The sequence below is a fragment of the Sphingopyxis indica genome, assembly GCF_900188185.1.
Classification (GTDB): domain Bacteria; phylum Pseudomonadota; class Alphaproteobacteria; order Sphingomonadales; family Sphingomonadaceae; genus Sphingopyxis; species Sphingopyxis indica.
In genome coordinates this window covers 837452-851193 of sequence record NZ_FZPA01000001.1, presented here as the reverse complement: position 1 = coordinate 851193, position 13742 = coordinate 837452, and the positions used below count along the sequence as shown (strand labels likewise).

Here is a 13742-nt window from a genome sequence, read left to right as displayed (position 1 = left end):
GGGAGCCATTCGTGGCAGAGGGGAGCGGCTTGCAGGCGGGGGGCAATTTGTTCGACCGTCCCGCATCGGCGGACGTGATCCGTCTGGCCGATGGAGAGCGTCCGCGCTTTTGGGTGACGATCGACACAGAAGAGGATTTCGACTGGTCGAAGCCCTTCGCGCGTAAGGGTTATCGCCTCGATTCGGTGCCCGCGCTCGCCGATTGCCAGGCCTGGTTCGAGCGCGCCGGCGTCGCGCCCATCTATCTGGTCGACTGGCCGATCGTCGCCGACGAGCGCGCGCGCGCAATTCTGGGCGACGCGCAGGCGGGCGGGCGCTGCGACATCGGGGCACAGCTCCATCCGTGGGTGACGCCGCCGCATGACGAAGCCGTGAACGAGCGCAACAGCTATACCGGCAATCTGCCGCCCGATCTGCAGCGCGCGAAGATGCGCGCGCTGCGTGACGCGATCCGCGATGCGTTCGGCGTCGCCCCCACCGTCTATCGCGCGGGGCGTTATGGTCTCGGCCCCGAAACCGCGGCGATGCTGACCCAACTCGGCTTTCGCTGCGATACCTCGGTGCGGTCGGGGTTCGACTATCGCGGCGGACATGGCCCCGATTATCGCGAGGCGCCGCTGCACCCTTGGCGCGTGCGCACCGAGGCGGGCGATCTGCTCGAAGTGCCGGTGACGACGCTGTTCGGCGGTCTGCTGGGAAGCAGGGGGCGAGGGCTTTATCACCGCGTCGCGCGCGAGGGGACGCATGCGCGGGCGCTGCTCGCGCGGCTCGGGCTCGTTGAGCGGATCGCGCTGACCCCCGAAGGCATTCCCGCGGCGCGCGCCTGCCGGGCGATCGACATCGCGGTCGAACAGCGGCTGCCGTTGCTCACCTTTTCCTTCCACTCGCCCTCGCTCCAGCCGGGCAACACGCCCTATGTCCGCTCCGGCGCCGATCTCGAGCAATTCTATCGCTGGTGGGACGTCGTGCTGAGCCATCTCGCGCGCCGCGGCGTCGAGCCCGCGCACGCCGACGCGGTCGTCGCCATGGCCGCCGATTGATCGACTCTCTTGCCAATCGGGCGCGCGCTCCGCTATCGCCCGCGAAACCCTTCGGGGGCCTGTAGCTCAATGGTTAGAGCTGGCCGCTCATAACGGCTAGGTTGCGGGTTCGAGTCCTGCCGGGCCCACCATTTCCCTTGCCAGCATCGCTGTTAATTGGTCCAAAGACCCTTCCACCAAAAAAGGAGAGGGGACGATGGCGAAAGGGCGCACGATCTTGCTAGGAGGGATCGCGATCCTTGCCGTGGCGGCCGGGGCGGTTGCGGTGCGAACCGCGACTTTCGAACCCAGGGACATCGCCGACGGCAAGGATGTGACGCTCGCGCCCGCGCCGCCCTTCGACCTGGACGCGGCGGTTCAGCATCTGAGCGCCGCGGCGCAGATTCCGACGATCTCGCACCAGGACCCCGCCGACAACCAGATCGCCGAGTGGGACCGGCTGCACAGCTGGCTCGCCGCGACCTATCCCGCCGAGCACAAGGCGATGACGCGGACTATCCTGCCCAACCGCACGCTGATCTATCATTGGCCGGGAAGCGACGCATCGCTCGCGCCGATCATCGTCATGGCGCATCAGGACGTCGTGCCGGTGACCGAAGGCACCGAAGGCGACTGGAAATATCCGCCCTTTTCGGGCGCGATCGCCGAAAATGCCGTGTGGGGCCGCGGGACCGTCGACGACAAGGGGTCGCTGATCGGATTGTTCGAGGCGATCGAGGCGCTCGCGGGTGCGGGTTTCCAGCCCAAGCGCGGCATCTATCTCGTTTCGGGGCATGACGAGGAGGCCGGCGGATCGGGCGCCGTCTCCGCCGCGCAAAAGCTGAAGGCCGACGGGGTCGAGGCGATCTTCACCATCGACGAGGGCAGCGTCGTGCTGACCGACACGCCGGTGATCGATGGTCCGGCGATCATGATCGGGATCGGCGAAAAAGGCTATGGCACGCTGAAGGTCACCGCGAACGCACCCGGCGGCCACAGCTCGATGCCGCCCGCCCAGACCGGCGTGACGACGCTCGCCAAGGCGGTGCTCGCGATCGCCGATCATCCGTTTCCGCTCGAAATACGCGGCCCCGGTGCGTCGATGCTGGAAGCGCTGGCGGCGAAAAAGGGCGGGACGACCAGGATGGCGGTCGCGAACCGCTGGCTGTTCGCGCCGCTGCTCAAGCGGCAGATCGCGGCATCGCCCTCGACCGCCGCCGCCTTTCACACGACGATCGCGCCGACGATGCTCGAAGGGAGCCCCAAGGAGAATGTCCTGCCGCAGTCGGCGAACGCGCTCATCAACTATCGCATCGCGCCGTGGAACAGCTCGGCCGACGTGATGGCGCGCGCGAAGGAGGCGGTCGGCGACCTCGACGTCGATCTGTCGTGGGTCAAGCCGCCGCGCGAACCGTCGCGCATCTCGTCGACCAACTCGCAAGGCTGGAAATGGATCGTCGCCGCGGCGCGCGCCGACGCGCCCGACGCGGTGCTGACCCCGACGCTCGTCGTCGCCGGCACCGACAGCCGCAGCATGGAGCCGGTGTCGAAGGACGTCTATCGCTTCATGCCGATGCACGTCTCGCTGAAGGAGGCCGCGATGATCCACGGCACCAACGAGCATATGGCGATAGGCAGCTTCAAGCGGATGATTGATTTCTACGCGCGGCTGATCGCCACCGCGACGGGTTGACGTTCGGGATAGACTTCGCGCGCCATCCTGTTAAGGCGCGCGTCGTGTCGGGGAGTAGCGCAGCCCGGTAGCGCGCCTGCTTTGGGAGCAGGATGTCGCAGGTTCGAATCCTGTCTCCCCGACCATTTACGCTCTTCCGGCATCTGCGCTCGGTGCCGGAGGCCCCCCCCGGTAATGTCGCCGCGCCACCTCGGGATTTGTCCCGATGTCCGTTTCTCCCGTTTGCGGCGAGGATGGGCCGTGCTCGTGGCGAGCAAGGCGGGCCTTGGGGAGCGACATGGCAGAGATCGAACGGAAACCCGCGCGGCCCAAGGATCTGGGCGAACTGCGCACGGTGATGGCGGCGGACCGGACGCTGATGGCGTGGATCCGCACCGCGCTGTCGATGTTCAGCTTTGGCTTCACCATCTACAAGGTGCTCGAGTCGATGGCCGACGCGGGGACGATCCAGAACAGCCAGAGCCCGCAGACCGTCGGGCTGGTGCTGGCGGGGATGGGGGTCGGCTCGATCCTGCTCGGCACGATCGGCTATTGGCTGACGCTCCGCGATCTCGAGCAGGCGGGCAAATTCCGGCTCGGCCGCCCCGTCCTGTTGATGGCGGCCTTCATGTCGGTCATCGGCGTGCTGCTATTCGCGGGCATCGCGACCCGCGCGATCTGATCCGCCCGATAAATGGGGCTGCGAACGCCCGCCTTTCAGCGCCGCGAGTTCGGCCTGGTCGACATAGCCGTCGCCATTGCTGTCGGCGCGGTCGAAGACCGGAGTCGGGGCGGCGCTCAACTCTTCGCCGCGCCGTGCAAGCGGCTCGCGGCGCCACACCCGCGCAACTGTGGCCCGGCTGCGACGGGCCGAAGGAACATCGCGCGGTGCGGCCCGTTGGTCTGACAGGTGGCGCTGCGAACCCCCTCGCAGCGTCATCCCCATCCCAAGCAGGAGAAGGAACCATGGCTGACACACTGGAGAGAACCGAAACGCACCGCCTGATCGCCTCCGACAAGGTCGAGGGCACTGCGGTGTACAATCCCCAAAACGAAAAGCTCGGCACGATCACCAGCGTTATGATCGAAAAGCGCTCCGGAAAGAGCGAATATGCCGTGCTCGAATTCGGCGGCCTGTTCGGCCTGGGCAGCGATCATTATCCCATTCCGTGGGAAATGCTGACCTATGATACCGACAAGGGCGGCTACGTCGTCAATCTGACGAAGGAGCAGGTCGAAGGTGCGCCGCGTTACGCTCGCGAGGAAGCGCCCGAATATACCGATGATTATGGCCGGACCATCTATGGCTATTACGGCCTGAGCTATCCGATGCTCTGACGATGGCCGGGCGCGACGAAGAGCCCGCGAACGCGCCGGTCTGTTCGGCGCGCGATGCGCGCGGCGGCGAGATCATCCTGAGATCGCGCCTACGCCGCCTGATCTTTCTGGGCGGGTTGGTCGCCTTTGCGATCGTCGCCTTGATCGCCGCGCTGCTGGCGCCGGGCTGACTTGTCCCGCGGCAAAGAAAAAGGCGGCCTTCCGCGAAGGAAGACCGCCTCTTTTCGGTTCGGTCATTGCCCCGAAGGGCTGTGACTTACTTCGTTTCTTCGGCCGGAGCGGCAGCGGCGTCAGCCGGAGCAGCAGCAGCGTCGGCAGCCGGCGCAGCAGCGTCGGTCGCAGCGGCGTCAGCGGCGGTCGCAGCAGCTTCCGCACCTTCGGCAGCGGCGTCAGCGCCGGCAGCGGCAGCGTCGGCACCGGCTTCCATGGTCGCGTCAGCGGCCGGAGCTTCGGTGGTGGTGGCTTCGTCAGCAGCCTTCTCACCGCAAGCGGCGAGGGCGAACATGCTGGCGGCAACGGCGATAGCAGCAAACTTCTTCATGATGTGTGGGCTCCCTAAAATGCCTTTCCGCGCTAGGGCAAATTTCCCGTTGCGCGAGCGGCGGGATTTAGACGTTCCGCGTGAATCGTCAACAAAAATAATTGAGATGGAACGGCCGCGCGGAAATCGGCCATTCGCCGTCAAGGCCTATGGCAGCTCGCTGTCGCTGCTGTTCGCGAGAATCGCCAGAGTTGCCGCCCAGACCGTCACATTCTGCCGCAATTGCGCCGGATCGACCTTGTCGAGCGTGTCGTCGGGCGTGTGATGAACGTCGAAATAACGTGTCCCATCCTGACCCAGATCGACCGCAGGCGTGCCGGCTTCGACCAGCGCCCCGACGTCCGCGCCGCCATGCGCTTCGTCATGGCCCGTGACGACGCCGAAGGGGGCCACGGCGGCGCTGACGCGCTTCTCAAGATCGGCGGCGCTTTCGGGAAGTTTGAATTGGACGCGCCATACGCGGTCGGCACCGAAATCCGATTCGAGCGCCACGGCATGTTTTTCCTTGCCGTGCGCGTCGAAATAGGCCTTGCCGCCGAACACCCCAACCTCCTCGGCGCCCGCCCACAGAATGCGGATCGTGCGGCGCGGCTGGCCACCAGCCATCTGGCCAGCGGTCATGACATGCTTCGCGGCGGCGGTGATGATGCCGCACCCCGCCGCATCGTCGATCGCCCCGGTGCCGAGATCCCAGCTGTCGAGGTGGCACGCGACGATCACCGGGCTCGCCGCGGGATCGCTCCCCGGCACTTCGGCGATCACATTGCCCGACACCTGCTCGCCGAGCTGCTTCGGCGTCAGCAGCAGCTTCATGCGCAGCGGCTCGGGCGTATAGCCGAGATAGGTTTCCTTGGTGCGCATCGACAGCGTCCGCTGCCACTGGCGCACCAGCAGGTCGGCGTCGGGGTTGGCGATCGCGCCCGCCGGGATCGGCTTCACGCCTTCCTCGAAAGTGGTGACGCCCGTGTGCGGGTTGCGGTGGCTGTCGGTGCCGATCGAGCGGATGACGATCGCCACCGCGCCCTTCTTTGCCGCGACATTCGGCCCCTGAAAGCGGCCGCGGCCATATTGGCCATAGCCGCTGCCGTCCTGCGCCGGCTCCATCTGATGGTCGATGAAGACGATCTTGCCCGCCACCAGATGATCGGGCGCCGCGACGAGCGCGTCGAAGCTCGCAAAATAGGCGATCTCGCCCTCGATCCCATTGGGTCCGGTCGATCCGCTGTTCCCGAGCGCCGCAATCGCAAGCTTCTGCGGGTGAAAGGGACCGACCAGCGATGCCGCTTCCTCGCCGCGCACCCAGGTCGGCATCATATAGGGCTCTTCGCGGACATTGTGGAAACCCATGTCGGTCAGCCGCTTGACCGCCCAGCGCCGCGCCGCCGCTTCGGCCTCGGTGCCCGCCTGGCGCGGGCCGATCTCGGTCGTCAGCGCCTCGGTGATCGCCCACGCCGGATCCTCGCCTTGCTGCGCCAGCTCGGCGGCCGAGGGCGGCGGCGGGATCGACGCCGCGGCGGGAAGGCTGAGGATGAGGGCAAGGCCCGCGGCGGTTGCGCCCGCAAGCGGCGCGGCGATCGGCTGTCTCGTCATGGCGCCGGTCCTAGCGGGCGGGTGGCGCATCCCGCAAGCGCCGATTGCCAAGGCGGCGCCCATTCGCTAACCGGCGCCCAATTCTCTCCCGGCCGCGTCTGCGGCCCAGCCAGCTACCGGAGCATCTATGGCCGCCCAATATAGTTTCGTGATGAAGGGTCTCAGCAAGACCTATCCCGGCGCGCAAAAGCCGGTTCTCAACAACATCAACCTGCAATTCTATCCCGACGCCAAGATCGGCATCGTCGGCCCGAACGGCACGGGTAAATCGACGCTGATGAAGATCATGGCGGGTATCGACAAGGATTTCACGGGTGAGGCGTGGCCGGGCGAGGGGATCAGCGTCGGCTATCTGCCGCAGGAGCCCGAGCTCGATCCGACCAAGACGGTGAAGGAAAATGTCATGGACGGCGTCCGCGGCGTCGCCGACATGATGGACCGTTTCAACGCGATCAGCGCGTTGATGGCCGATCCGCCCGAGGACGCCGATTTCGACGCGCTGATGGCCGAAATGGGCGAGCTGCAGGAAAAGATCGACGCGGTCGACGGCTGGACGCTCGACAACCAGCTCGAAATCGCGATGGAAGCGCTGCGCTGCCCGCCGGGCGACTGGAGCGTCGAAAATCTGTCGGGCGGCGAAAAGCGCCGCATCGCGCTCACCCGCCTGCTGCTCGAAAAGCCGTCGATCCTGCTGCTCGACGAGCCGACCAACCATCTCGACGCCGAAAGCGTCGCGTGGCTCGAAAAGCATCTGGTCGACTATCCGGGCAACGTCATCCTCGTCACCCACGACCGCTATTTCCTCGACAATGTCGTGAACTGGATCCTCGAACTCGATCGCAGCCGCTATTTTGTCTATGAGGGCAATTATTCGACCTATCTCGACAAGAAGGGCAAGCGGCTCGAGCAGGAGGCGCGCGAGGACGCTGGCCGCCAGAAGGCGATCAAGGACGAACTCGAGTGGATCCGGCAGTCGCCAAAGGCGCGCCAAGCCAAGTCGAAGGCGCGCATCAAGAGCTTCGATCAGCTCGTCGAAGCGCAGGAAAGCCGCGCCCCCGGCAAGGCGCAGATCGTCATCCAGGTTCCCGAGCGCCTCGGCGGCAAGGTGATCGAGGTCGAAAATCTGTCGAAGGCCTATGGCGACAAGCTGCTCTTCGAGGATCTGTCCTTCACGCTGCCGCCGGGCGGCATCGTCGGGGTGATCGGGCCCAACGGCGCGGGCAAATCGACGCTGTTCCGCCTGCTCACCGGACAGGAACAGCCCGACGAGGGTTCGATCACGCTCGGCGACACGGTGCGCCTCGGCTATGTCGACCAGAGCCGCGACGCGCTCGACCCTAACAAAAATGTCTGGGAAGAAATCTCGGGCGGGCACGACATGATGACCGTCGGCAAGCACGAGATGCAGACGCGCGCCTATGTCGGCGCGTTCAACTTCAAGGGCACCGATCAGCAGAAGAAGGTCGGGATGCTGTCGGGCGGCGAGCGCAACCGCGTCCATATGGCGAAGATGTTGAAAGCCGGCGGCAACGTGCTGCTGCTCGACGAGCCGACCAACGACCTCGACACCGAAACGCTCGCGGCGCTCGAGGAAGCGCTCGAAAATTTCGCCGGCTGCGCGGTGGTCATCAGCCACGACCGCTTCTTCCTCGACCGCCTCGCGACGCACATCCTGGCCTTTGAGGGCGACAGCCATGTCGAATGGTTCGAGGGCAATTTCGAAGCCTATGAAGAGGACAAGATCCGCCGCCTCGGTGACGAGGCGACGCGTCCGCATCGCACTTCGTACAAGAAGCTGACGCGATAAGCCGATGAGCGAAGGGGAGGGCACGCCGCCGTCGTCGGACGCGATCCGCATGGACGTGGACGCGCTCAACGCATTCATGGCGGAGGCTTTCCCCAATTCGGCGCCGGGATCGCGCGGCCGCGTGATCTCGGCCGAGCCGGGGCGGATCGTCGCGCGGCAGGAGCCGGCCGAGACGATGCTGCGCCCCGGCGGGCTCATTTCGGGGCCGACCCAGATGGCGCTCGCCGACATGGCGGCCTATGCGCTCGTCCTCGCGCATATCGGCCCCGTCGCGATGGCGGTGACGAGCGCGCTCAATTATCAGTTCCTGCGCCCGTGCCTGCCGAAACCACTCAACGCCGAAGCGACGCTGCTCCGGCTCGGCAAACGGCTCGCGGTGATGGACGTGCGGCTCTACACCGAAGAGGCGAGCCGGCCGGTGGGGCAGGCGAGCGTCACCTACGCGATTCCGTGACCCGCGCGGCGCGGTCGATATATCGGGCCTCAGCCAGCGTCCCCGACTAAATCGGTGTTTACCCCGATAGGCCGGCAAAGGCCTTTCGATAGGCTTCTCCTCGAATCACGCGCAACGAGGAGATCTGCGATGCCCAATGGAAAGCCCAATATTCTCGTCATCTGGGGTGACGATATCGGCATGTGGAACGTGGGTGCCTACACGCATGGAATGATGGGCGACACGCCCAACATCGACCGCATCGCAAAGGAAGGCATGATCTTCACCGATCATTACGGCCAGCCGAGCTGCACCGCCGGGCGCGCGGCCTTCATCACGGGTCAGATGCCGATCCGCACCGGCATGACGACGATCGGGATTCCGGGCTCGCCCCGGGGGCTGCAAAAGGAAGACCCGACCCTTGCCGAAGTGCTCAAGGTCGCGGGCTACAAGACCGGACAGTTCGGCAAGAATCATCTCGGCGATCGCAACGAGTTCCTGCCCACCGTCCACGGTTTCGACGAATGGTTCGGCAACCTCTATCACCTCAATGCCGAGGAGGAACCCGAGGAACTCGACTATCCGGGCCAGAAAGACCCGGAATACAAGAAAAAATACGGTCCGCGGGGTGTGCTCCACGCCTGGGCCACCGACAAGGAAGACAAGACCGACGACGGCATCTTCGGCATTCGCGGCAAGCAGAAGGTGGAAAATACCGGTCCGCTGACGCGCAAGCGCATGGAAACCTTTGACAGCGAGGTGACCGAAAAGTGCATCGATTGGCTGAACCGCAACAAGGACGGTCCGTTCTTCTGCTGGTACAACACCACCGCGATCCACATCCATTCGCACTCGCCGCAGAAATATATCCAGATGGCGGTGGACGAAGGGCGCGCCGAAGAGGATGTCGTCCGCGCCAAGATGCTCGAACATGACGAACTGGTCGGCAAGCTGCTCGACTGGCTCGACGAGAATGACCTCGCCGACGACACGATCGTCATCTATTCGACCGACAACGGCAACGAGATGATGCTGTGGCCCGACGGCGGCTATGCGCCGTTCCGCGGCGAGAAGGGCACGACCTGGGAGGGCGGTGTGCGCGTTCCGATGCTCGCGCGCTGGCCGGGCCATATTCCGGCGGGCAGCAAGAGCAATGCGCTGCAGAGCCACGAGGATGTGTATGTCACCCTTGCGGCGGCGGCGGGCCTGACCGACGTCAAGGAAAAGCTGCTCAACGGTTACAAGATGAACGGCATCGACTACAAGGTGCATCTCGACGGCTTCAACCAGCTCGACGTCTGGAAGGGCAAGACCACCAAATCGGCGCGCATGAGCTATTTCTATTACGACGAAACCGACCTGACGGCGGTGCGCGTCGGCAACTGGAAAATGCACATCGGGGTCAAAAAGGAAGGGAGCTGGTGGAACGAGAAGAGCTGGCCGTCGGTTCCCTATATCTTCAACCTGCGCATGGACCCGATGGAAAAGATGGACCCGGAAAGCCACGAATGGGGCTATATCGGCCGCAAGTTCTTCGCATCGAAGCTGTGGGCGCCGACCGCGGCAACCCCTTATATCGCCGAGCATCTGCAGAGCATTCAGGCCTATCCGCCCCGCCAGGGCGCCGATACGCTCAGCATGCACGTCGCGCTCGAAAAGGCGATGGCCAAGCTCGACAATCCGGCGGGCAGCAGCAACTGACGATCTTCCAGAGGCGTCTCGGGAAAGGGCGTGCGCTGCGGCGTGCGCCCTTTCTCGTTGCGGCGTCAGGGAACCGCGACCGCGGGCGGCTTGCCCTTTTGCGGCATCATCCGCCGCGCGAGGCCGTGATAGAGGCGGGTGGGGCAGATTTGCGCGCTCGTCCAGTCGGCGATCAGCGCGGTCGCGAACAGCGGCAGGATGACGCCGCGCGCCGCGGTCGCTTCGATCAGGATAATCACCGCGGTCAGCGGCGCGCGCACGACGCCGACGAAATAGGCGACCATTCCCATCATCACGACCGCGCCGACCGGGCTTTCGGGGAAGATCGGCGTCAGCAGATTGCCGAAACCCGCGCCCACGGCGAGCGACGGCGCGAAGATACCGCCCGGCGCGCCGCTCAGCGTCGAAGCGAGCGCGGCAGCGAATTTCGCGGGGAAGAACCACAGCTTGCCGTGGTTGCCTTCGACGAGGAACTTGGTGACGTCATAGCCCGTGCCCCATGTCGCGCCCTTCGTCGCGACGCCGACCAGCGCGACGACGAGTCCGCAACCGGCGGCGAAGAGGATCGGGCGCGTGGCGACGCGGCGCGCCCAGTTGGCGGTCCTGTCGCTCGCCGCAAGGACGATACGCGCGAACAGCCCGCCGGCGAGCCCGCCGCCGAGCCCAGCGACCGGCGCGATCAGCAAGGTGTCGCCGACCCCCAGCGTGTCGCGCATCACGCCGAAATAGATATAGTCGCCGGCGACCGCGAGGCTCACGAGGCCCGAGATCATCACCGCCCCCATCGTCAGCACCGCGACGCGCTGTTCATAGGCCGAGGCGAGTTCCTCGATCGCGAAGGCGATCCCGGCGAGCGGCGTGTTGAACGCCGCCGCGACCCCCGCGGCGCCGCCCGCGATATAGACGCCCGCGGTGATGCGGACTTTCAGCAAACGGTGCATCGCGATCATGATCGCGGCGCTGACCTGCACCGTCGGCCCCTCGCGGCCGACCGATCCGCCGACCGCGAGCGTCGACAAGGTCAGCCCCAGCTTCGCGAAGGCGGTGCGCAGCGACACCAGCGGACCGTTCGCTTCCATTTCGGGGCGGCGCCCGGCGGCGATGATCTGCGGAATGCCCGACCCGCGCGATTCGGGCGAAAAGCGGTTCGCCGCCCAGACGACGAAGGCGAAGCCCGCCGGGGTGACGAGGATGGGCAGCCACCACGCCCGATGCGAAATATGGAAGATCAGCTTCTGCGCCTCGTCGCCCGCCTTGGCGAAGGCGAGCGCGACGAAGCCGAGGAGCAGGGCGCCGCCGACCATCGCGGCGCGGCGCCAGATGTCCACGACCTCGCTGCGCGCCCGGCGCTGCGCGCGCAGCTGCCACAGGCGCACCCAGCGCGGCAGATTTGGCTTGGTCGGCATGGGCGTCCCTGTGGACTGAGCGTCCGCCGAGCGCAACCCCTGCAACTCGATTCGTTCGGTTGAGTTGCAAAATCGTCGTGTAGAGAGCGAATCCTATCGCAGCCTTTTGACGCGCAGCGGTCCGCCCTCGGCGCGCTCGGTCACGAAATTGGGGATGTCGGCGATCATGTCGGACAGGCGCGTATAGCCATAGTTGCGCACGTCGAAGCTCGACCGGTTGCCCGCGATCTGCCCGACCTCGCCGAGCAAGGCGAAGCCATTGTCGTCGCGCTTTGCGGTTTTCCATGCATTGCCGAGCAGTTCGATGACGTCGGGGTCGATCGCTTTCTTGGCCGCCGCCTTCCTGTCCGCGCCGCCTTGCTCGCGGCCCGCATCGACGAGCGCGTCGACGTCGATAAAGCGCGTGCAGGCACCCTGAAACCCCTCGGGCGTCTTTGCGCTGCCGAAACCATAGACGGGAATGCCGTCCTGCCGCACGCGCATCGCGAGCGGCATGAAATCGCTGTCGCTCGACATGATGCCGAGCCCGTCGAGCCGCCCGCGATAGAGCAGGTCCATCGCGTCGATCGTCAGCTTCATGTCGGTGGCGTTCTTGCCTTTCGTCAGGTCGAACTGTTGCTGCGGCTCGATCCCGAAGCGGTGGAGCTGGTCGACCCAGCCCTTGAGCGCGGGCTTGCGCCAATTGCCATAGGCGCGGCGGATGTTGACCGTGCCGAGCTCGGCGAGCGCGGTGAGCACCGGGTCGAGCCCCGCGGGGCGCGCATTGTCGGCGTCGATCAGCAGCGCGACATTGCCGTCAGCCATGGGCGATCTCCTTCGGTTCGGGGGCGGCGAGGCTGACCGCGACGATCGCGAGCATCGCCGCGGCGAAGCCGGGCACCAGCTCGTAGAGCGCGGCGCTGAGTCCCGCCTGTATCCAGACGATCACGACGAGCGCACCGGTCACCATCCCGGCGAGCGCGCCGCCCAGCGTCATGCGCGGCCACATCAGCGAGAGCAGGATGACCGGCCCGAACGCCGCACCGAATCCGGCCCAGGCGTTCGAGACGAGGCCGAGGACGCTGCCGTTCGGATTCTGCGCGAGAATCATCGCGACCGCGGCGACCGCGACCACCGACAGCCGCCCGACGGTGACGATCTCGCGCTCGCCCGCGTCGCGGCGCACGAACAGGCGATAGAAGTCCTCGGTCAGCGACGATCCGGTGACGAGCAGCTGCGCCGAAATCGTGCTCATGATCGCGGCGAGGATCGCCGAGAGCAGGAAACCGAGCGCGAGCGGATGCAGCAGCACCTGTCCGAGCAGGATGAACACCGTCTCGGGATCGTCGATCGGCGTCGCGTGCGCGGTGAACCACGCGCGCCCGACCAGCCCGACCGCGATCGCGCCGGTCAGCGAGATCAGCATCCAGGCAAGGCCGATGAAGCGCGCAGTAGGAATGTCGCGAACCGAGCGGATCGCCATGAAGCGCACGATGATGTGCGGCTGCCCGAAATAGCCGAGTCCCCATGCGGCTGCGGATATGACGCCAAGCAGGCTCGTTCCGCCGAACAGGCTGAGCATCGCCGGGTCGATGTCGCGAAGGACGTCGGCTGCGCTCGCGCCTTCGTTGAAATTGCCGAGCGCGACGAGCGGCAAGGCGACGAGCGCGATCATCATGATCGTGCCCTGCACGAAATCGGTCAGGCTGACCGCAAGGAAGCCGCCGAGCACGACATAGGCGACGACCACCGACGCGGTGACCCAGAGGCCGGTCTGATAGGAGAGGCCGAACGCCGATTCGAACAGCTTGCCGCCCGCGACGAGGCCGGAGGCGCTGTAAACCGCGAAAAAGACGACGATCACCAGACTGGCGACGATGCGCAGGATATGGCTCTGATCGGCGAAGCGATTGCCGAGAAATTCGGGGATGGTCAGCGCGCCGAGGCGCTCGGTCTGTTCGCGCAGCCGCGGCGCGACGAGCACCCAGTTCGCCCACGCGCCGAAGAAGAGCCCGATGCCGATCCAGCTTTCGGCGAGCCCCGAGACATAGATGGCGCCGGGAAGCCCGAGCATCAGCCATCCCGACATGTCCGAAGCCCCGGCCGCGAGCGCGGTGACCGCGGGGCCGAGGCTGCGCCCGCTCAAGAGATATTCGCTGCTGTCCGAGGTCGATTTGCGCCAGGCATAGAGGCCGATGCCGAGCATCAGCGCGAAATAGGCGCCGATGGCGAAGAGGGTCGCGTTATTCATCGGGG

14 protein-coding genes and 2 tRNA genes are annotated in these 13742 nt (G+C 65.9%); 10 read left to right on the top strand and 6 right to left on the bottom strand.

Translation table 11 applies throughout. The features are described from left to right. The first annotated feature begins 11 nt into the window (after positions 1–11). The 5 genes from CHB69_RS04015 (at position 12) to CHB69_RS03995 (ending at position 3373) form a co-directional block, all read left to right on the top strand. A complete protein-coding gene (locus CHB69_RS04015; protein ID WP_245836495.1) occupies positions 12–1040 on the top strand; it encodes a polysaccharide deacetylase family protein in 1029 nt (342 codons plus the stop codon). Positions 1041–1095: 55 nt separating this feature from the next. After that, a tRNA-Ile gene (locus CHB69_RS04010) sits at positions 1096–1171 on the top strand. A gap of 65 nt (positions 1172–1236) precedes the next feature. Beyond that, entirely contained in the window at positions 1237–2712 is a 1476-nt protein-coding gene (locus CHB69_RS04005; RefSeq protein WP_089214620.1) for a M20 family peptidase, read from the top strand. Positions 2713–2760: 48 nt separating this feature from the next. Further along, positions 2761–2837: transfer RNA gene (locus CHB69_RS04000), tRNA-Pro, on the top strand. Positions 2838–2989: 152 nt separating this feature from the next. Continuing rightward, positions 2990–3373, top strand: coding sequence for a YidH family protein (locus CHB69_RS03995; protein ID WP_089214619.1), 384 nt, complete (start codon positions 2990–2992; stop codon positions 3371–3373). Here CHB69_RS03995 and CHB69_RS03990 read toward each other — a convergent pair. After that, positions 3341–3493, bottom strand: coding sequence for an EF-hand domain-containing protein (locus CHB69_RS03990; protein ID WP_170935375.1), 153 nt, complete (start codon positions 3491–3493; stop codon positions 3341–3343). The two genes, CHB69_RS03995 and CHB69_RS03990, sit on opposite strands and share 33 nt — an antisense overlap. Positions 3494–3657: 164 nt before the next feature. Between CHB69_RS03990 and CHB69_RS03985 the strand changes: the two genes are divergently transcribed. Then, a complete protein-coding gene (locus CHB69_RS03985; protein ID WP_089214617.1) occupies positions 3658–4029 on the top strand; it encodes a PRC-barrel domain-containing protein in 372 nt (123 codons plus the stop codon). Between the two features lie 2 nt (positions 4030–4031). Continuing rightward, positions 4032–4199: a peptide ABC transporter permease gene (locus CHB69_RS19595; RefSeq protein ID WP_141133904.1), complete on the top strand. Its 168-nt coding sequence runs from the start codon at positions 4032–4034 to the stop codon at positions 4197–4199. An 86-nt stretch (positions 4200–4285) separates the two neighbouring features. Here CHB69_RS19595 and CHB69_RS03980 read toward each other — a convergent pair whose 3' ends face one another. Then, positions 4286–4570 carry a hypothetical protein gene (locus CHB69_RS03980; RefSeq protein WP_089214616.1) on the bottom strand — a complete coding sequence of 95 codons (285 nt, stop codon included), beginning with the start codon at positions 4568–4570 and terminating at the stop codon, positions 4286–4288. A 147-nt stretch (positions 4571–4717) separates the two neighbouring features. Further along, positions 4718–6160 (bottom strand): M28 family peptidase, encoded by a 1443-nt coding sequence (locus CHB69_RS03975; RefSeq protein WP_089214615.1) that lies wholly within the window; start codon positions 6158–6160, stop codon positions 4718–4720. Positions 6161–6287: 127 nt separating this feature from the next. On the opposite strand from CHB69_RS03975, the gene ettA reads away from it, so the two are divergent. The 3 genes from ettA (at position 6288) to CHB69_RS03960 (ending at position 10101) form a co-directional block, all read left to right on the top strand. Continuing rightward, positions 6288–7967 (top strand): energy-dependent translational throttle protein EttA, encoded by a 1680-nt coding sequence (ettA, locus tag CHB69_RS03970; RefSeq protein ID WP_089214614.1) that lies wholly within the window; start codon positions 6288–6290, stop codon positions 7965–7967. A 4-nt stretch (positions 7968–7971) separates the two neighbouring features. After that, positions 7972–8421, top strand: a complete 450-nt coding sequence (locus CHB69_RS03965) for a PaaI family thioesterase (protein ID WP_089214613.1) — start codon at positions 7972–7974, stop codon at positions 8419–8421. Positions 8422–8550: 129 nt separating this feature from the next. Beyond that, entirely contained in the window at positions 8551–10101 is a 1551-nt protein-coding gene (locus CHB69_RS03960) for an arylsulfatase (RefSeq protein WP_089214612.1), read from the top strand. Between the two features lie 65 nt (positions 10102–10166). On the opposite strand, the gene CHB69_RS03955 is transcribed toward CHB69_RS03960, so the two are convergent. The 3 genes from CHB69_RS03955 to putP form a co-directional block, all read right to left on the bottom strand. Beyond that, positions 10167–11507 carry a chloride channel protein gene (locus tag CHB69_RS03955; protein ID WP_089214611.1) on the bottom strand — a complete coding sequence of 447 codons (1341 nt, stop codon included), beginning with the start codon at positions 11505–11507 and terminating at the stop codon, positions 10167–10169. A 93-nt stretch (positions 11508–11600) separates the two neighbouring features. Then, on the bottom strand, positions 11601–12311 hold the full coding sequence (locus CHB69_RS03950; RefSeq protein ID WP_089214610.1) for an NYN domain-containing protein: 711 nt from the start codon (positions 12309–12311) through the stop codon (positions 11601–11603). After that, positions 12304–13737, bottom strand: coding sequence for a sodium/proline symporter PutP (gene putP / locus CHB69_RS03945; RefSeq protein ID WP_089214609.1), 1434 nt, complete (start codon positions 13735–13737; stop codon positions 12304–12306). Before putP ends, CHB69_RS03950 begins: the two co-directional genes overlap by 8 nt. Positions 13738–13742 lie beyond the last annotated feature (5 nt).